Annotated in this window: 15 protein-coding genes; 11 read left to right on the top strand and 4 right to left on the bottom strand. The window is 69.8% G+C overall.

All coding sequences use genetic code 11. The features are described from left to right. Positions 1 to 16: 16 nt before the first annotated feature. The 5 genes from iolB to JSQ98_RS10900 all read left to right on the top strand — a co-directional run bounded on the left by iolB (position 17) and on the right by JSQ98_RS10900 (position 6,047). The gene (gene iolB / locus JSQ98_RS10880; RefSeq protein WP_211649678.1) at positions 17 to 1,042 is read left to right on the top strand and encodes a 5-deoxy-glucuronate isomerase; all 1,026 of its coding nucleotides are present in this window, start codon (positions 17 to 19) and stop codon (positions 1,040 to 1,042) included. Next, positions 1,039 to 2,979, top strand: a complete 1,941-nt coding sequence (iolD, locus tag JSQ98_RS10885) for a 3D-(3,5/4)-trihydroxycyclohexane-1,2-dione acylhydrolase (decyclizing) (RefSeq protein ID WP_211649679.1) — start codon at positions 1,039 to 1,041, stop codon at positions 2,977 to 2,979. Before iolB ends, iolD begins: the two co-directional genes overlap by 4 nt. Before the next feature lie 46 nt (positions 2,980 to 3,025). Continuing rightward, positions 3,026 to 3,943 (top strand): sugar phosphate isomerase/epimerase family protein, encoded by a 918-nt coding sequence (locus tag JSQ98_RS10890; protein ID WP_211649680.1) that lies wholly within the window; start codon positions 3,026 to 3,028, stop codon positions 3,941 to 3,943. Positions 3,944 to 4,027: 84 nt separating this feature from the next. Next, a complete protein-coding gene (locus JSQ98_RS10895; protein WP_090145849.1) occupies positions 4,028 to 5,044 on the top strand; it encodes a Gfo/Idh/MocA family protein in 1,017 nt (338 codons plus the stop codon). A gap of 130 nt (positions 5,045 to 5,174) precedes the next feature. Further along, complete coding sequence (locus tag JSQ98_RS10900) at positions 5,175 to 6,047, top strand: sugar phosphate isomerase/epimerase family protein (RefSeq protein ID WP_211649681.1); 873 nt, start codon at positions 5,175 to 5,177, stop codon at positions 6,045 to 6,047. A 42-nt stretch (positions 6,048 to 6,089) separates the two neighbouring features. Here the strand turns inward: JSQ98_RS10900 and JSQ98_RS10905 are convergent, their stop codons facing one another. Next, positions 6,090 to 6,899, bottom strand: coding sequence for a sulfite exporter TauE/SafE family protein (locus JSQ98_RS10905; RefSeq protein WP_211649682.1), 810 nt, complete (start codon positions 6,897 to 6,899; stop codon positions 6,090 to 6,092). Between the two features lie 110 nt (positions 6,900 to 7,009). Here JSQ98_RS10905 and JSQ98_RS10910 point away from each other — a divergent pair, with 110 nt between their 5' ends. Both JSQ98_RS10910 and JSQ98_RS10915 read left to right on the top strand, forming a co-directional pair. Further along, the gene (locus JSQ98_RS10910) at positions 7,010 to 8,485 is read left to right on the top strand and encodes a sugar porter family MFS transporter (RefSeq protein WP_211649683.1); all 1,476 of its coding nucleotides are present in this window, start codon (positions 7,010 to 7,012) and stop codon (positions 8,483 to 8,485) included. A 9-nt stretch (positions 8,486 to 8,494) separates the two neighbouring features. Further along, a complete protein-coding gene (locus JSQ98_RS10915; RefSeq protein ID WP_211649685.1) occupies positions 8,495 to 9,529 on the top strand; it encodes a Gfo/Idh/MocA family protein in 1,035 nt (344 codons plus the stop codon). 196 nt (positions 9,530 to 9,725) lie between these two features. On the opposite strand, the gene JSQ98_RS10920 is transcribed toward JSQ98_RS10915, so the two are convergent. Both JSQ98_RS10920 and JSQ98_RS10925 read right to left on the bottom strand, forming a co-directional pair. Beyond that, positions 9,726 to 10,733 carry a sugar phosphate isomerase/epimerase family protein gene (locus JSQ98_RS10920; RefSeq protein WP_211649687.1) on the bottom strand — a complete coding sequence of 336 codons (1,008 nt, stop codon included), beginning with the start codon at positions 10,731 to 10,733 and terminating at the stop codon, positions 9,726 to 9,728. A 38-nt stretch (positions 10,734 to 10,771) separates the two neighbouring features. Further along, positions 10,772 to 11,962 (bottom strand): Gfo/Idh/MocA family protein, encoded by a 1,191-nt coding sequence (locus tag JSQ98_RS10925; protein WP_211649689.1) that lies wholly within the window; start codon positions 11,960 to 11,962, stop codon positions 10,772 to 10,774. 248 nt (positions 11,963 to 12,210) lie between these two features. On the opposite strand from JSQ98_RS10925, the gene JSQ98_RS10930 reads away from it, so the two are divergent. The 4 genes from JSQ98_RS10930 to JSQ98_RS10945 all read left to right on the top strand — a co-directional run bounded on the left by JSQ98_RS10930 (position 12,211) and on the right by JSQ98_RS10945 (position 16,365). Next, entirely contained in the window at positions 12,211 to 13,230 is a 1,020-nt protein-coding gene (locus JSQ98_RS10930) for a LacI family DNA-binding transcriptional regulator (protein ID WP_211649690.1), read from the top strand. Between the two features lie 215 nt (positions 13,231 to 13,445). Then, a complete protein-coding gene (iolG, locus tag JSQ98_RS10935; protein WP_211649691.1) occupies positions 13,446 to 14,453 on the top strand; it encodes an inositol 2-dehydrogenase in 1,008 nt (335 codons plus the stop codon). Positions 14,454 to 14,484: 31 nt separating this feature from the next. Then, positions 14,485 to 15,273 (top strand): TIM barrel protein, encoded by a 789-nt coding sequence (locus tag JSQ98_RS10940; RefSeq protein WP_211649692.1) that lies wholly within the window; start codon positions 14,485 to 14,487, stop codon positions 15,271 to 15,273. 48 nt (positions 15,274 to 15,321) lie between these two features. Then, a complete protein-coding gene (locus JSQ98_RS10945) occupies positions 15,322 to 16,365 on the top strand; it encodes a LacI family DNA-binding transcriptional regulator (RefSeq protein ID WP_211649693.1) in 1,044 nt (347 codons plus the stop codon). 77 nt (positions 16,366 to 16,442) lie between these two features. Here the strand turns inward: JSQ98_RS10945 and JSQ98_RS10950 are convergent, their stop codons facing one another. After that, a complete protein-coding gene (locus JSQ98_RS10950) occupies positions 16,443 to 17,501 on the bottom strand; it encodes a LacI family DNA-binding transcriptional regulator (RefSeq protein WP_211649694.1) in 1,059 nt (352 codons plus the stop codon). Between the last annotated feature and the right edge of the window lie 158 nt (positions 17,502 to 17,659).

The raw sequence follows: 17,659 nt of genomic DNA on the forward strand, positions 1-17,659 counted from the left end.
CCGGAGGAGGGGCGACATGACGCACGACGCGCAGCAGACGGCACCGGCCGGCCGATGGTTCCATCGGCGCGGCGAGCTCGCCGAAGGAGGGTGGGAGTCCGTCGTCGACGAGCGCATCCCCGGCTGGGAGCACACGGGTGTGCGGGTCGCCCGGCTCGCCGAGGGTGCGTCCATCGCCCTCGAGGGGAGCGGCGTCGAACGATTGATCGTTCCCCTCTCCGGCGCGTTCTCCGTGCGATACCGCGAAGACGGCCGCGCGCCGGCCGCGACTGCTGCCGGGGCCGATGCCGACACCGAGACGACGGTCGATCTCGCCGGACGCGCCTCCGTCTTCGACGGGCCGACCGACGTGCTCTACCTGTCGGCGGTCGCCACGGCCGAGGTCACTGCGACCTCGGCACCATCGGGCGAAGCGCGCTTCCTCGTCGCCACCTCTCCGGTGCCGGCGGACGACCCGGCCCTCGTGCGCCCCTCCCGCTACATGGCGGTCGAGGACGTGCCGGTCGAGCTGCGCGGCGCCGGTGCTTCGAGCCGCCAGGTGCACAACTTCGGCCGCAAGGAGTCGCTCGACGCGGCACGGTTCATCGTCGTCGAAGTCATCACTCCGGCCGAGAACTGGTCGTCGTACCCGCCGCACAAGCACGACGAGCACATCCCGGGGCACGAGTCGGAGCTCGAGGAGATCTACTACTTCGAGGTCGCGCCGACGAAGGACGCCCCCGCCGGCGTCGATCCCGAGCGCGCGTTCGGCCTGTTCAGCACGTACGCCTCACCGGCCGGGCCCATCGAGATCGACTCGCAGGTGCGCACCGGCGACATCGCGCTCGTGCCGCACGGCTACCACGGGCCCGCCGTCGCCGCCCCCGGGTACGACATGTACTACCTCAACGTGATGGCCGGCCCCGATCCAGAGCGCACCTGGCTCATCAGCGACGACCCGGCGCACGGCTGGGTGCGCGACACCTGGGAGGGGCAGGAACTCGACGCGCGCCTTCCCTTCACCCCGCAGACCCCAGTGACCGAAACGGAGCAGGCACGATGACGACCCGACGGATGACCGTGAGTCAAGCACTGATCGAGTTCCTCGCGAACCAGTGGACCGTCGATCGCGCGGCCGACGGAACCGAGATCCGCGAGCGCACCATTCCCGGAACGTTCGGCATCTTCGGGCACGGCAATGTCGCCGGGATCGGCCAGGCCCTCAAGCAGGTCAACGTCGAGCAGCCCGACCTCATGCCCTATTACCAGGCTCGCAACGAGCAGGCGATGGTGCACCAGTCGGTCGGCTACGCCCGCATACACCGTCGGCGCGGCACCTACGCCGCTGCTGCATCGGTCGGCCCCGGCGCCACGAACCTGCTCACGGGCGCGGCGCTCGCCACGACGAACCGCCTCCCAGCGCTGCTGCTGCCGAGCGACACGTTCGCGACGCGCGTGGCCGACCCCGTGCTGCAGCAGCTGGAGCAGCCGCACGACATCGGGCTGACGGTGAATGACGCGTTCCGCCCGGTCTCCAAGTTCTTCGACCGCGTGCAGCGCCCCGAGCAGCTGTTCTCGATCGCGCTCGCCGCCATGCGCGTGCTCACCGATCCTGCCGAGACCGGAGCCGTGACGATCGCGCTCCCCGAAGACGTGCAGGCGGAGGCCGTCGATGTTCCGGAGGAGTTCCTGCAACCGCGCGAGTGGCGCATTCGCCGTCCGCGCCCCGAGCGCGATGCGTTCGCCGTCGCGCTCGAGGCGATCCGCGGGGCGAAGCGCCCGTTCATCGTCGCGGGCGGAGGCGTGCTGTACTCGGACGCCGAGCAGCAGCTGCGCGCGTTCGTCGAGGCGACCGGCATTCCCGTCGGCTCCTCGCAGGCCGGCGGCGGCGTGCTCGACTGGGATCATCCGCAGTACCTGGGCGGTGTCGGGGCGACCGGCACCCTCGCGGCCAATCGCCTCGCTGCGGATGCCGATGTCATCATCGGGATCGGCACGCGCTACAGCGATTTCACAACGTCGTCGCGCACCGCGTTCCAGCACCCCGGCGTGCGCTTCGTCAACATCAACGTGGCGTCGTTCGACGCGTACAAGCACGGCACGCAGATCCCGGTGATCGCCGACGCCAGAGAGGCGCTCGTCGAGCTGCTCGCAGCGCTCGAGGGGGGCTCTGCCGCGCAGCTCGGCGTCGACGCCGCCTACGCCGAGCGCATCGCCGCGGAGAAGGCGGCGTGGGACGGCCTCGTGGACGAGGCGTTCGCCCCCTCCGGCAGGGAGCTGCCCGGCCAGCCGGAGATCATCGGAGCGGTGCAGCGCTCGAGTGCTGCGGAGGACGTGGTCGTGCAGGCGGCGGGATCGCTGCCGGGCGACCTGCACAAGCTGTGGCGCGTGCGCGACGCGCTCGGGTACCACGTCGAGTACGCCTACTCGTGCATGGGCTACGAGATCGCGGGCGGTATCGGCGCGAAGCGCGGGTTGACCGCTGCAGGTGACGACCGCGACGTGATCATCATGGTCGGCGACGGCTCGTATCTGATGCTGAACAGCGAACTCGTGACCGCGGTCGCCGAGGGCATCAAGGTCATCGTGATCCTCATCCAGAACCACGGCTACGCCTCGATCGGCCACCTCTCCGAAACGGTCGGCTCCGAGCGCTTCGGCACCTGGTACCGCGAGTACGACGACGCCGCGAAGAACTTCCAGGGCGAGCGAGTGCTGCCGGTCGACCTCGCGATGAACGCCCGCAGTTACGGCATGGACGTCATCGAGGTCGAACCGACGAGCGACGCGATCTCCGACCTGGAGCGGGCGATCGCTCAGGCGAAGGCGTCGGATCGCGCGACGTTCATTCACATCAACAGCGACCCGCTGGTCTACGCCCCCGACGGCGCCGGCTGGTGGGACGTGCCGGTGCAGCAGGTGTCGACGCTCGAGTCGACGCAGCGCGCGCGAGCCGCCTATGAGGAGCAGGCAGCCGCGCAGAAGCCGCTGCTCGGCTGAGCGCCGATCCCTCCCGAATCTCACCGCGAAATACGAAGGACAGGTCATGACTGCAGCGAACGAAGCCGGGCTGCGCATCGGCACCGCCCCCGACTCCTGGGGCGTGTGGTTTCCCGACGATCCCGGTCAGGTGCCCTGGGAGCGCTTCCTCGACGAGGTCGTCGCCTCCGGCTACGAGTGGATCGAACTCGGACCGTACGGCTACCTCCCCACCGACCCGCACCAGCTCGAGGACGAGCTCGGCAAGCGCGGGCTGAAGCTCTCGGCCGGCACGGTGTTCACCGGCTTCCACAAGGGCGACGACGAGTGGCAGCGGGCCTGGGACCAGGCGCTGAACGTCGCTGGCCTCGCATCGAAGCTCGGCGCGGAGCACCTCGTCGTGATCCCGGACCTCTGGCGCAGCGACGCCACGAGTCAAGTGCTCGAGCCGCGCACCCTCACCGACGAGCAGTGGGCGAAGCTCGGCGCCGGACACGATCGACTCGGCAAGGCCCTGCTCGAGGAGTTCGGCGTCAAGCAGCAGTTCCACTCCCACGCCGACAGCCACATCGGCACCACGCGGGAGGTGCTGCGCTTCCTCGACGAGACCGACGAGCGGTACACCAACCTGTGCCTCGACACCGGCCACTTCGCCTACTACGGCGGTGACAACGTGAAGCTCATCGAGGAGCGGCCGGAGCGCATCGGCTACCTGCACCTCAAGCAGGTCGACCCCTCGCTGCTCTTCGATGTGCTGAAGAACGACGTCCCCTTCGCCGAAGCGGTGACCCAGGGCATCATGATCGAACCCCCCAACGGCATTCCCGACCTCGCGCCGGTGATCGAAGCCGTCGCGAAGATCGACGCCGACATCTTCGCGATCGTCGAGCAGGACATGTACGGCTGCGACGTCGACCGCCCGCTGCCCATCGCGACGCGCACGCGCGAGCACATCTTCTCCTGCACGCACCTCGCCAGGAGGTAGCGCTCGAGCGTCGCATCGCGGCGCGCGCTGCCGGTCCAGGGATCGCCCTCGGGCCCGGATTCGAATCGAAAGGAACCATCGACCATGACTGAAGATCTCCGCGTCGCCGTCGTCGGCGCCGGCAAGATGGGCGCCGACCACATCGCCCGCATCACCGCCCGCATCAGCGGCGCTCGCGTCTCGGCTGTCGTCGAGCCCGACGCCGGCCGAGCGGCCGCGGCCGCTGAGCACGCGCCCGGCGCGCAGGTGTTCGCGAGCGTCGAGGAGGCTATCGCGGCCGACGCGCTCGACGCAGTGCTCATCGCCGTTCCCGGACAGTTCCACGCGCCGGTGCTCGCTCCGGCGCTGGCAGCGCAGCTGCCGATCCTCTGCGAGAAGCCGCTCACCCAGGATTCCGCGAGCTCCTGGGAGGTGCTGCAGCTCGAACAGCAGCTCGACCGGCCGCACATCCAGGTCGGCTTCATGCGCCGCTTCGATGCCGAGTACCAGGCGCTGCGCGACCTGGTCGCCTCGGGCGAGAGCGGTGAACTGCTGATGGTGCGCGGCGTGCACCGCAACCCCTCGGTGCCCGACACCTACACGAACGACATGCTCATCACCGACTCGGTCGTGCACGAGTTCGACGTCGTGCCGTGGCTCGCGGGGTCGCGCGTCGTGAGCGTCGAGGTGAAGCACCCGCGCCGCAACTCGCTCGCGCCGGAGCGCCTGCACGAGCCGATCCTCGTACTCATGGAGCTCGAGAACGGCGTGCTCGTCGACGTGGAGATGAGCGTCAGCGTGCAGTTCGGCTACCAGGTCGCCACCGAGGCCGTCTTCGAGCAGGGCGTCGCCCGCATCGGCCAGCCCGCAGGATTGCAGCGCTGGAGCGCCGGGCGCTTCAGCATGCAGGAGCACGAGTCGTTCACCACGCGTTTCGCCGCGGCGTACGACGAGCAGATCCAGCGCTGGGTCGATGCGGTGCACCGCGGCGACCTCGTCGACGGACCGAACGCGTGGGACGGCTACCTCGTCGCGCTCTCGTGCGAGGCGGGCGTCACCGCGATGCACGACGGCGGTGTGGTGCCGGTCGAGGCGCCGGAACGCCCGGCGTTCTACGCCTGATCCACTGCCGCCGTGAGATATTCGGCTTCGGTGGGAGCGATGTGCACGAATACCGCTCACCGATGTCGAATCACTGACCGAAGCCCGCGCTGCCCGCGCGCAGCAACACACTGAGTACTGAGGAGGCCCCATGGTGCGCATCGCACTCGACCCCACGCCGTACAACGATTCGGTGCACCTGCTCGACTTCCCCGACCTCGTCGCGCGGCTGGGATACGAGTACCTGCAGCTGACGCCCAGCCCAGATTTCGGGCGGCACTTCCACCACCCCAAGATGGACAGCGCCCTCATCGCACAGCTGAAGAAGCGGGCAAGGGACGCCGGGGTGACGATCACCTCCCTGCTGCCGGTGCAGCGCTTCGGAGGCCCAGAGCCGCACCAGGTCGACGCCGCAGTCTTCAACACGACGCGCTACATCGAGATCGCCGCCGAGCTCGAGGCGCCGATCGTCAACACCGAGTTCTCGGGTCGGCCCGAGCGCGAGGAGGACTCGGAGGTCGCGTTCTACCGAGCGATGGAGCGTCTCATACCGGTGCTCGAGCGCGAAGGCGTCACCATGAACTTCGACCCGCACCCAGACGACTTCGTCGAGGACGGGCTCGAGGCGTGGCGCATCATCCGCGGTTTGAACACCGACCGCGTCGGCTTCGTCTACGTCGCCGCGCACACGTTCCATTACGGCGACCGGGCGACGAGCCTGATCCCGCAGCTCGGGAATCGCCTCGGCGCCGTGTACGCGGCCGACACCTTCGACCACACGCGGTCGAACGCCCTGCGCTACATCACCAACCCTCCGGGCAACGCGGTGCGCGTGCATCAGCACCTGGCGATCGGCGACGGCGATGTCGACTGGATCGAGCTCTTCACCGTGCTCCGCGACTCGGGGTACCTCGAACGCGACGACGCGCTGATCGTGTCGAACGTGTTCGCCGAAGACGAGCGCGCAGATGAGATCTCCCGCTTCCAGCTCGCCAAACTGCGCGAGCTGGCCGGCGTGGTCTGAGAGCGGCCGCTCCCGGAGCCTCCGCAGCCGCCGCGCCGCGGCTCAGAAGATGACGAGGTAGAGCGCGGCGAGGATCGTCACGGCGAGCACGGCGCGCTCGAACACGCGCTGCTTGATGCGCATCGCGATCCAGCGCCCGAGCACGGCGCCGATGACGACGCCCGGCACGAGGACCAGGTCGAGTGCGAGGCTCGACGCATCGATCAGGCCGAGGCTGATGGAGAACGGGAGCTTCGCGATGTTGATGATCGCGAAGAACCAGGCCGCCGTGCCGAGGAACGCCTGCACGGGGAACTTCATGGCGAGGAAGTACATCGACATGACGGGCCCTCCGGCGTTGGCGACCATCGTCGTGAAGCCGGCGAGGGAGCCGTAGCCGATGCTGCCGGCGAGACCGCGGCCGGTGGCGCTGCCAGCTCCGGTGGGAGGTGCAGCGCCGTCCGCCGAGCCTCGCGAGGCAGTCGTGCCCCGACCGAGCGAGAAGTAGCGCCTCCACATCGTGAAGGCGACCACGAGCAGCAGGATCGCGCCGATCACGCGGCGCACCCAGTCGTCGTCGGCGAACGCGAGGAACACGGCGCCCAGCACGAGTCCTGCGACGACCGCGGGTGCGAGGCGCAGCATCGTCGGCCAACTCGCATGCTTCCGGTAGGCCCACACCGCGAAGGCATCGCCGACGATGAGCAGCAGAAGCAGTGCCCCCGTGGACTGCTTCGCGGGCAGGATCGCGGCGAAGATCGCGATCGACACCGTGTTCGCGCCCGGGAGCGCCGTCTTCGAGAATCCGACGATGCACGCTGCGATGCCGAGTACCACCCAGGCGAGCGGGGCGAGATCGGGGAGGGCTGACATCACCGGACCACTGTACCGCTCGCCAAAGTTTGTCCAAATGTAACGACATTGTTAAGCTCGGATGAGCGGTCCGTTACTCGACGGGCCCGGGCGACGAAGGAGTCAACGAGATGACAGTCGGAACCGCGGGAGAGAGTCGTACGGCACTGCCGCCACTCGGCAACGGACCGCATCGACGTCGACTCGGTCTCGTGGCGCTCATCGCCACCTTCGGCGGACTGCTCTTCGGCTACGACACGGGCGTCGTCAACGGCGCCCTCAGCCCGATGTCGGAGGAACTGGGTCTGACGCCGTTCCTCGAAGGCTGGTTCACCAGTTCGCTCGTATTCGCGGCCGCGCTCGGCGCGATGGCGTGCGGTCGGCTCTCCGACGGCTGGGGCCGACGCAAGACGATCATCCTGCTCGCCGTGCTCTTCTTCGTCGGCACCGCGTTTGTGGTCTTCGCCCCGGGCGGCGAGACCTACGGAACGCACACGCCACTCGGATTCGGCACCCTCATCCTCGGCCGGGTGCTGCTCGGCCTCGCGGTCGGCGGAGCGTCGACCGTCGTGCCCGTCTTCCTCGCCGAGCTCGCGCCCTACGAGATCCGCGGCTCCATCGCGGGCCGCAACGAGCTGATGATCGTCGTGGGTCAGCTCGCCGCGTTCGTGGTCAACGCGATCATCGGCAACGTCTGGGGACACATCGACAACATCTGGCGCGTCATGTTCGCCGTCTGCGCGCTGCCGGCGATCGCGCTCTTCTTCGGCATGCTGCGCATGCCGGAATCGCCGCGCTGGCTCGTCAACCGGGGCGACTACGAGCACGCCGAGCGGGTTCTCGCGACCGTTCGCACCCCCGAGCGCGCAGCGGCCGAGATCGGCGAACTCCGCGCACTCATCGAGGAGGAGCGCGGAGCATCGCAGATCGGATGGCGTGCCATCTTCGCGAACCGCAACCTGACGAAGATCATCTTCGTCGGCATCGGGCTCGGCATCGCCCAGCAGCTCACCGGCATCAATTCCATCATGTACTTCGGCAGCCAGGTGCTCGAGCAGTCGGGCTTCTCGCAGAACGCGGCCCTCATCGCGAACGTCGCACCGGGCATCATCGCCGTGATCGGCGCGATCATCGCCCTGCAGATGATGGACCGGCTGGATCGCCGCAAGACGTTCACCACGGGATTCACGCTCACCACGGTGAGCCACCTGCTCATCGGCGTCGCATCGCTGACGCTGCCGGCTGAGAGCGCTGCCCGCCCCTGGGTGATCCTCGCACTCGTCGTCATCTTCGTCGGCTCCATGCAGACGTTCTTGAACGTCGCCGTGTGGGTGTACCTCTCGGAGATCTTCCCGTTGCACATGCGCGGCATCGGCATGGGCATCTCGGTCTTCGCACTGTGGATCATGAACGGCATCGTCGCGCTCTTCTTCCTGCCGCTCGTCGACGGCGTCGGGATCTCGAACACGTTCTTCGTGTTCGCCGCCGTGGGGGCGCTCGCGCTGCTCTTCGTCTGGAAGTGCATTCCCGAGACCCGCGGGCGTACGCTCGAAGCGCTCGAAGAAGAAGTCACCACCGGCGCGATCTACGTGCCGCGAAGCAAGTAGGGAGCGCGCGTGCGCATCGGGATCGTCGGATTCGGCGTCGGAGGGCGGCGCTTCCACCTGCCATACATTCAGGCCGCGACCGAATGGGAGCTCACGGGCGTCGTCGCCCGATCGGAGGCCACGCGGTCCTCGCTCGCCGAGGCGGCGCCGGGCGTGCCCGCGTTCGCGTCGCTCGATGCGCTCATCGACGCCGGGGTCGACGCCGTCGTCATCACGACGCCGCCCGCGACGCGACGCGAGCTGGTGCTGCGCGCGCTCGAGCGCGGGGTGCATGTGATCGCCGACAAGCCGTTCGCTCCCGACGCCGCGACGGCGCGCGAGCTCATCTCCGCGGCATCCGCGGCGGAGCGCATGCTCACCGTGTTCCACAACCGGCGATGGGACACGGATCTCGTCACCCTGCGATCCGTGCTCGACTCCGGTGCGCTCGGGCCCGTCTGGCGCGCCGACTTCGCGCTCGACCAGGACGATCGCGCGGTGCTCGATCAGGGCCCCGACGAGGGGCTGCTGCGAGACCTGGGCGCGCACGTCGTCGACCAGCTCACGCAGCTCTTCGGGCCCGTCGACCGTGTCGATGCGCATCTCGACTGGTTCGGCTCGCGTGACGCGCGCGTCGATGTCGGGTTCTTCCTCGGGCTCCACCACGCCTCCGGCGTATTCAGCTCGGTCTCCTCGACGAAGGGCGCGCGCAGAAACGATCGGCGCATGATCGTCATCGGACACGAGGGCAGTTACGAGTCGCACATGGCCGACGTGCAGGTCGACCAGCTGCTCGCGGGCCTGACCCCCGCCGCGAACGCGGACGTGTGGGGCGTCGAAGCGGAGGAGCGCTGGGGCGTGCTCACCACCGGGGCCGGCGCGATCCGCGTCCCGTCGTTGCGCGGAGACTACACGGAGTTCTACCGCGACGTGCACCGTGCGCTCGTCGACGGCACCTCGCCGAGCGTCACCCTGGATGAAGCGCTGCACACGGTCGCGGTGCTCGATGCGGCTCGCGAGAGCGCTGAGACCGGGGAACGGGTGCGCGTCGCCGTGCGTCCGTAACTCGCCACGCGCCGCCCGCCACGCGCCGCGCGCCACCCGCCGCGCGCCACCCGCCGCGCGCCACCCGCCGCGCGCCACCCGCCGCGCGCCGCCCGCCGCGCGCCACGAGTCCCGCGAAAGCGCAGTTCGTGCGCGCCGCCGCCCGCACACCGACTCCAATTGCGCTCTCGCTGGCCCGCCGGGTCGCCCGGGCCGGCTAGCGGGCGCCCTGCAGCGCCGCGTCGGCCTCGAGCAGCACCTTCGATGCGACCTCGAGCCCCTCGATGCGCCCGAGCGAGACGTCCTCGTGCTCGATGTTGACCCACATGCCGGGGTCGACATCGCGGATCGCGCGGAGGAACTCCGTCCAGAACTCGGTGTCGTGGCCGCGCCCGAGCGCGACGAAGTCCCACGCCGAGCGCTTCGGCCACTCGTTCGCCCACTCGTCGCCGCCGAGATTGGTGCGGGGCTCGTCGGGGCCGAGGCGGCGGAACGAGTTGTCGAGCACCCCGTTGAGCCGCGCCCACTCGGGGTTCACGCGCACGTCCTTCGCCGCGGCATGCACGACGAGTTCGCCGAGGTGCCGTACGACGGCGACGGGATCCATCTGCTGCCAGAAGAGGTGTGAGGCGTCGAGCTCGACGCCGATGTGCGTCGCATTCGTGAGCTCGATGAGCTTGTGCACGTCGGCCGAGTTGAACACGAGATTCTGCGGGTGCAGTTCGAGTGCGATCTTCACGCCGTGGTCGGCGGCGAAGCGGTCCATCTCGCGCCAGAACTCCGCTGCGATATCCCACTGGTAGTCGAGCACGTCGAGGGCGGCCGAGTTCCAGGCGTTGACCACCCAGTTGACCACGGTCGCGCCCGGTTCGCCGCCGGGAAGACCCGACATGGTCACCACGCGATCCTGGCCGAGTCGCTCAGCGAGCCGGATCGACCGCCGCACATCTGCCGCGTGCGCCTCACCGATCGCGCGCTTCGGGTGCAGCGGGTTGCCGTTGCAGTTGAGGCCCGCGATGGAGACTCCCGTGTCGGCGAACTGCTCGAGGAACTCGTCGCGAGCGACGTCGGAGTCGAGGACGTCCCCGAGCTTCGGGATGTGCGTGGCGGGGAGGAATCCGCCCGAGTTGAGCTCGATGCCGGTGAGGCCGAGCGAGCGGACGATCTCGATCGCCTGCGGCAGGCTGCGGTCGTGGAGGATCGCGTTGTACACGCCGAGTTTCATGTGAGGGCTCTTTTCGCCAGAGGTGGAAGCCGGGAGGATCAGCGGACGGCGACCGTCGTGCCGCCGTGCGCGGCCGAGTCGGCGACGGCGGCGAGGAATTCCATGTTGTGCACGCCGTCGTCGAAACTCCTGCAGCGGGGGAGCGACGCTTCGGCGGGGACGCCGGCGACCTCTTCGAGAAAGGCGCGGGCCTGGTGCACGAATAGATCGTTCTGGCCGATGCCGACGCCGGGGGCGTCCATCGCCCATCCACCGGCGTAGTGGGGGTGCGCCGGCCCCAGTGGGATCGTGCGGTAACCGGCGACGTCGGCGTGCTCGTCGTGCAGCATGACCTCGACCTGCGCCGGGTTCGCCTGCGACCAGCGTGCGGCCCCGCGCGTTCCGAAGATCTCGAGCGCGAGACTGTTCGGGTGACCGGCCGCGACGCGTGAGACCTCGATCGTGCCGACACAGGCCGCGAAGCGCGCATTGAAGGTCGCGTAGTCGTCATTCGTCACGGGGGATGTCTCATCGCTCACGTCGCCCCCGGTATGGCCGATCACCTGGCCGAGCGGCTTCGGGCGCTCGACGATCGACGTGTGGAAGCGACCGCCGGAGACGTCGTGCGCTGGTCCGCACAGGTATTCCGCGATGTAGCTCACGTGGCTGCCGATGTCGCCCAGAGCGCCCGATCCCTGGGGGCCCTGGTAGCGCCAGCTGATCGGTGCGTCGGGGCGGCACCCGTAGTCGGTCCAATAGCGGCCGGAGAAGTGCAGCAGGTCTCCGAGCCGTCCGTCGTCGATGAGCTGCCGCATGAACGCGATGCCGGGGGAGCGGAGGTAGCTGAATCCGATGCGGGCGACGAGGCCCTGCGCTTCGGCGGATCGTGCGGCCTCGGCCATGGCTCGCGCATCTGCGATCGTGTCGCTGAGGGGCTTCTCGCAGAGCACGTGCTTGCCGGCCGCGAGGAGGCCCTCGACGATTTCGCGGTGCAGCGAGTTCGCGACGACGACGCTGACGACGTCGATGTCGTCTGCGGCGGCGATGTCGCGCCAGTCGACGACGTGCCGTTCGAAGCCGAAGCGCTTCGCGGTCTCGACGCCCAGGGGCTCGAAGGAGTCGCCGATCGCGACGAGTCGGATCTCGGGCAGCACGGGCGCGTACACGGTCGAGGCGGCCCGGTATGCGGCGGCGTGAGCTTTGCCGGCCATGCCGGCTCCGATGACGGCGACGCCGAGTGATGTGGTCATGGGGGTTCCTTTCGGGCTTCCTTGCTGGGGAACTTCGGTGCTGGGCACCAGCAGCGCGTCATTGATTGGAGCGCTCCAATTTGCACCACCGTAGCCGGGCGTCCATGTCCTGTCAATTGGACCGCGGCATGCGATCGCGCGTCGGCCGCCCCAACTGCGTTCGCCCGAGCCCACCGCGTTCACCCGGAACCGAAGTCGCGTACCCTGATGTCGGCAGGGGGACCTGCCAGCTGCGCGAAAGGCGAACGATGCGACGACCGACCATCTACGACGTTGCCGCGCGCGCCGGCGTCTCGAAGTCCCTCGTCTCGCTCGTGATGCGCAACTCCTCGCAGGTCAGCGATGAGAAGCGCGCGGCGGTGCTCGCAGCTGTCGCCGAGCTCGACTACACGCCGAGCCGGCTCGCCGCCGGTCTCGCGGGAACCCGCACGCGCAGCATCGGCGTCGTGGTCGACGACTTCTCGAATCTGTGGTTCGTCGAGGCGCTCGCCGGTCTCCGGGCGGCACTCCGCGCCGACGGCTACGCACTCAGCATCGCCGACGCGCACCTCAACGCGCACCTCGACATCGATCCGCTCGACGCGTTCCGCGCCCTGCGCGTCGACGGGATCGTGATCGCTGGCGAGGTGAGCGCCGATGCCGTCGAGCGCTCGGGAGTGCCGGCAGTCGCGCTCGGCACGCGAGCCGTCGGCGCGCCGCGGGTGCCCGTGATCGCCAGCGATGAGGCCGCCGGCGGGCGCCTTGCGACGCGGCACCTGCTCGGGCTCGGTCATCGCCGTATCGTCTGCGTCTCAGGGCCGGGAGCGAGCGCGACCGAACGTGCGCGCGGGTACGTCGCCGCCATGACCGAAGCCCGCCTCGAACCGCTCGTCGTGCCGGCGGATGCGACCGGAGAGGACGCCGCCCGCGCGGCGATGGCGCCGCTGTTCGCCGGACCGTCCGCTGGAGAACGCCCCGCCGGACGCTCACGAGCGCGGCCGACGGCCGTCTTCGCGGTGAATGATCCGATGGCCGTCGGAGTGATCGGAGCGGCCGCCGATGCCGGGCTCGCGGTGCCGAGAGACCTCTCCGTCGTGGGGTACGACGACTCGCCGCTCGCCGCCTACGGCCTCATCGCGCTCACGACGATCAGCGGAGACCCCGCGGAGCTCGGCGAGGCTGCGGGGGAGGCGCTGCTCGCGCTGCTGTCGGGAACGGCCACCGAATCGCGGATCTTCCCGCCGCGCATCGTCGTGCGCGCCTCGACGGCGGGGATCCCGCACGTCTGATCGCGCCGAAAGCGCAATTGCGGCTCTCCCCGCCGTTCGGCGCGACACGAAGTGCGCTTTCGGCGCATATGTGCCGGGGCGCAGCCGGGCGCACGCCACCCGAGTGGCGCTCGGCCTGCGCCGGCCCTACAATCATACTTTGTACTAACAATTTAGCTCGTGCTAGGCGCAGGAACGGTAGCGCCCGCCCCGGCACCCACCGCAAGGGAATCGCAATGACGCAACAGCCCATCCGCTTCGGACTCATCGGCACCGGCCGCATCGGCCAGGTGCACGCGGCCAGCATCGCCGCTTCGCCGGAGGCGACGCTCTCCTGGGTCGCCGACCCATTCGTCGACGGAGCGCACGCGGTCGCTGCGCGCTACGGCGCCACGGCGACCGAATCCGCCGAGACGCTGATCGCCTCGGGAGAGGTCGACGCGATCCTCATCGCCTCGCCGACCCCCACGCACGTCGACCTCATCGAGGCCTCCCTGCGCGCGGGCCTCCCCGTGCTCTGCGAGAAGCCGATCGACCTCGACATCGCGCGCGTCGACGCCCTCCGGCCGTTGGTCGCATCGACCGGCGTTCCGGTCGCGCTCGGGTTCAACCGCCGGTTCGACCCGAATCACGCCTCCGCGCAGGCGCGGGTGCGTGCTGGAGAGATCGGCGATCTCGAACAGCTGATCATCGTGAGCCGCGACCCGGCGGCTCCTCCCGCGGACTACATCGGCGTCTCGGGCGGCATCTTCCGCGACATGACCATTCACGACTTCGACATGGCGCGATTCTTCATCGACGACATCGTCTCGGTCAGCGCCACCGGCACGCGCACCTTCGACGCCGGCGCCCGCGAGCACGGTGATTTCGACACCGCCGTCGCCACCCTGCGGGCTGCGTCGGGCGCGATCGTGACGATCGTGAACTCCCGGCACAGCGCCATCGGGTACGACCAGCGCATGGAAGCCTTCGGATCGAAGGGGATGCTGCAGGTCGGCAACCCTCTGCAGAACACGGTGGTGCTCTCGAACGGGCACGCCGTGGAAGCCCGGCCGCCCTACCCCGAGTTCTTCCTCGAGCGGTACGCGGAGGCGTATGCGGCTGAACTCGGCGAGTTCGTGAAGCTCGTGCGCGGAGAGTCGTCGACCAGCCCGACGTTCGAGGATGGGCGCGCGGCGTTGATCCTCGCCGATGCGGCGCAGCGATCGGCCGAGACCGGCGCCGCGGTCGCGGTCGAGCTGTGATCCCGGGCACCGAGCGGGCGGGAGTGCGCGCATGAGCTATCGTCTCGCGGCCTGCGCCGAGATGCTGTACACCGACCTGCCGATCGCGGAGCGCGTGCGACGCATCCACGAGCGCGGATTTCTCGTGGAGATCTGGGACTGGAGCACGAAGGATCTCGCCGCCCTCGCCGCGACCGGGGCCGAGTTCTCTTCGATGACCGGCTACCTGCGCGGCGACCTCACGACGGCCGAGGGCCGTGCTGCCCTGCTCGCGACCGCGGGCGAATCGTTGCGGGCTGCAGAGGTCATCGATGCCCCGCGTCTCAACCTGCACGGCACCGGTCTCGGCGAGGGCGGCCTGCCGGTCGTGCCCGGCGCGCGGGTCTCGGGAGCGGACTGGGTGCACGCCGCCGACACCCTCCGTCGAGTGGCCGATCTGGGTGCGGCAGCCGGGCGCACCTTCGTACTCGAGAATCTGAACACCGCGGTCGACCATCCGGGCACACCGTTCGCGAGGGCTGCCGACACGCTCGCCCTCGTGCGCGGGGTCGATCATCCCAACCTGCGACTCAATCTCGACCTCTACCACGCGCAGATCGGCGAGGGGAATCTCGTCGAGCTCGTGCGCGAGGCGCTGCCGTGGATCGGTGAGATCCAGATCGCCGACGTGCCGGGGCGCTGCGAGCCCGGCACGGGCGAGATCCGATACGAGGCCGTGGCGCGGGTGCTGCGCGAGGTCGGATACGACGGCGTGATCGGCATGGAGGCCTGGGCGAGCGGAGACGCCGATGCTGCGCTCGACGCGTTCGCGGCCGCGTTCCCGGTTGCGCTCGCGCCCTGAGCTCATGAGTGCGGCCCCCATATGATGAACGAGGCATGAGGAGGGACGATGGAGCGCACACCGGGCGAGACGCCTGACGCCCCCGTGCGCCCGCCGACGATCCGGGATGTGGCACGGGTGGCCGGTGTCTCGAAGTCTCTCGTCTCCCTCGTCTTCACCAACGGCGACAACGTCAGCGAGGAGCGCCGTCTCCGTGTGCTGCACGCCGCAGCGCAGCTCGGCTACCGCCCCAACCTCGTCGCGCAGTCGTTGTCTGCGGGGCGCCGCGACATCGTGGCGATTCTCGTGTCGAACCTGCACAACCCGCTCTTCGCGGAGATCGTCGGGGCAGCGAAGGCGCGGCTCGCCGAAGCCGGGCGGCGGACCATGATCATGAGCGCGCAGGTCGATGATGGCGCTGGTGGGGCTGTGCTGGATCGCGACAACCTCGACGTGCTGCGCGACCTACGCCCGTCGGGGCTCATCGCGGTCGGCACGATCCCCGAGTTCCGGGAGCTCGCCGCACTGACCGCGATGATTCCGACCGTGGTCGCCAGCGCGATCGACGCGACGGACGACGTGGTCGCCACGGTGCGCACCGACGACGACGCAGGGCTCGATCTCGTGATCGCGCACCTCGCCGCGCGGGGCGTCGAGCGCATCGCGTTCGTCGGGGGCGACGGCGGGACGGTGGCGGCCGCTCGCGAAGCCGCATTCCGCGCGGCGGTCGAGGCCCGCCAGTTCGGCGGTCGGGCGTGGGTCGAACCGGCCGCGTTCACCGAGGAGGGCGTGCGCGAGGCCGTCGAACGGCTCCTCGCCGAAGACCGCCTGCCCCAGGCGATCGTGGCCTTCAACGATCTGACGGCCGTGGCCGTCATCACCGCGCTCGAGACGGCGGGCGTGCCGGTGCCCGGCGGCTGCCGGGTCGTGGGGTACGACGACACCACACTCGCGGGGATCCCGCGCATCTCGCTAACGAGCGTCGACCCCGACAACCGCCGCATCGGCCGTGAGGCTGCTGAGGCGCTGCTCGGGGCGCAGGCCGGCGATCCCGATCAGCCGGCCGGCGAACTGCTGATCCCGCCCGCTCTGGTGGTGCGCGCCTCCGCATGATCGAGCCGCCGGCTGGGCTTCGTGCTCCGCGCGCGACATCGCCTGCCCGCTCACGGCGCCACCGGCGCGCTGCGTCGTCACGTTCTCATTGCACCGGTGCTCGCACGGGTGCACAGGGTCGGAGCCACCTGGCGCCTGACCGCGGGCGCTCCCGGGTCGGCGAGGCGGGCGCGCAGTGTCTCGACGGCCAACTGCGCCAGATGATCAGGATCGGGTCGCACCGAGGTGAGCGCCACGTAGGGCAGTGCCGCGGCCGAGCTGTCGTCGAAGCCGACGATCGAGACCTCCTCCGGCACCCGCACGCCGGCGCGCACCAGGGTCTGCAGGGCGCCGATCGCACAGTGGTCGTTCATGCACACGAGTGCCGTCACCCTGCCAGGCGCGTCGGCCGTGCCTCCCCCTCCGCGGTTGTGCTCCCGGACGCTCCCATCCGCGAGGAGCGACAGTGCTGCCCGATGACCGCCGAGTTCGGTGAAGTCGCTCGGAACGACGCGTCCTGGGAGGCCGCGTGAGGCCATCGCGCGCTGGTATCCGGCGAGCCTGGAGGCGGCATTCGGCCCGCTCGCCGCACCCAGATAGGCGATTCTCGTGTGCCCGAGAGCGCTGAGGTGCTCGACGGCGAGGCTGATCCCTCGCTCGTTCTCGATATCGATCCGGTCGTGCGCGTCCGGTGAGGTCGGGCCTCCCAGCAGCAGCGCGGGAAGGCCGGAGGGGAGCCCGGTGATCTCGTGCCCGCCGGTTCCGGCGTCGAGCACGATCAGGCCCTCGATGCGCTGGCGCATGAGGCCCGACAGAGCGGTCTCGAGATCGCGCTGCTCGCCGATGGCGCCGAGCGCGAGCGTGAACCCGTGTTCGTCGGCGCGACGATAGAGCGCATCGACGAGATCGACCTCGAACGGCTGCCGCACGGTGAAGAGGACGCCCAGCTGCCCGCTGCGACGTCGCCGCAGCATGCGAGCTGAATCGTCGGGGTGGTAGCCGAGTTCGTGCGCCGCTGCGAGGATCCGCTCGCGAGACGCGTCGCTCGCGCCCGGTGCGCCGCGCAGCACGATCGAGACCAGTTGCCGCGACAGGCCGACGCGCGCAGCGACGTCGCGCATCGTGGGGCGACGGGGTGCCGGCTCGCGGGTGCTCACGCTCCCATCGTGCCACGGCGTGCCGCGGTCACCGGCACTGCGCGTCCCGCACCCGTCCGCGCTCGGTGCGCCCGGGGGAGACGCCGGACAGCGGGATACTAGAGGCGGAGGGGTTTCTCGCCGTTCGAAAGCGAGTCGACGCGGCAGCTGCGGCTGGC

The sequence above is a fragment of the Leucobacter manosquensis genome (assembly GCF_018304845.1).
GTDB classification, from domain to species: domain Bacteria; phylum Actinomycetota; class Actinomycetes; order Actinomycetales; family Microbacteriaceae; genus Leucobacter; species Leucobacter alluvii.

What these genes read in the sequence shown, in the direction of transcription:
- iolB (WP_211649678.1), top strand. Translation starts at nt 17, where the DNA reads ATGACGCACGACGCGCAGCAGACGGCACCGGCCGGCCGATGGTTCCAT.
- iolD (WP_211649679.1), top strand. Translation starts at nt 1,039, where the DNA reads ATGACGACCCGACGGATGACCGTGAGTCAAGCACTGATCGAGTTCCTC.
- JSQ98_RS10890 (WP_211649680.1), top strand. Translation starts at nt 3,026, where the DNA reads ATGACTGCAGCGAACGAAGCCGGGCTGCGCATCGGCACCGCCCCCGAC.
- JSQ98_RS10895 (WP_090145849.1), top strand. Translation starts at nt 4,028, where the DNA reads ATGACTGAAGATCTCCGCGTCGCCGTCGTCGGCGCCGGCAAGATGGGC.
- JSQ98_RS10900 (WP_211649681.1), top strand. Translation starts at nt 5,175, where the DNA reads ATGGTGCGCATCGCACTCGACCCCACGCCGTACAACGATTCGGTGCAC.
- JSQ98_RS10905 (WP_211649682.1), bottom strand. Translation starts at nt 6,899, where the DNA reads ATGTCAGCCCTCCCCGATCTCGCCCCGCTCGCCTGGGTGGTACTCGGC.
- JSQ98_RS10910 (WP_211649683.1), top strand. Translation starts at nt 7,010, where the DNA reads ATGACAGTCGGAACCGCGGGAGAGAGTCGTACGGCACTGCCGCCACTC.
- JSQ98_RS10920 (WP_211649687.1), bottom strand. Translation starts at nt 10,733, where the DNA reads ATGAAACTCGGCGTGTACAACGCGATCCTCCACGACCGCAGCCTGCCG.
- JSQ98_RS10925 (WP_211649689.1), bottom strand. Translation starts at nt 11,962, where the DNA reads ATGACCACATCACTCGGCGTCGCCGTCATCGGAGCCGGCATGGCCGGC.
- JSQ98_RS10930 (WP_211649690.1), top strand. Translation starts at nt 12,211, where the DNA reads ATGCGACGACCGACCATCTACGACGTTGCCGCGCGCGCCGGCGTCTCG.
- iolG (WP_211649691.1), top strand. Translation starts at nt 13,446, where the DNA reads ATGACGCAACAGCCCATCCGCTTCGGACTCATCGGCACCGGCCGCATC.
- JSQ98_RS10940 (WP_211649692.1), top strand. Translation starts at nt 14,485, where the DNA reads ATGAGCTATCGTCTCGCGGCCTGCGCCGAGATGCTGTACACCGACCTG.
- JSQ98_RS10945 (WP_211649693.1), top strand. Translation starts at nt 15,322, where the DNA reads ATGGAGCGCACACCGGGCGAGACGCCTGACGCCCCCGTGCGCCCGCCG.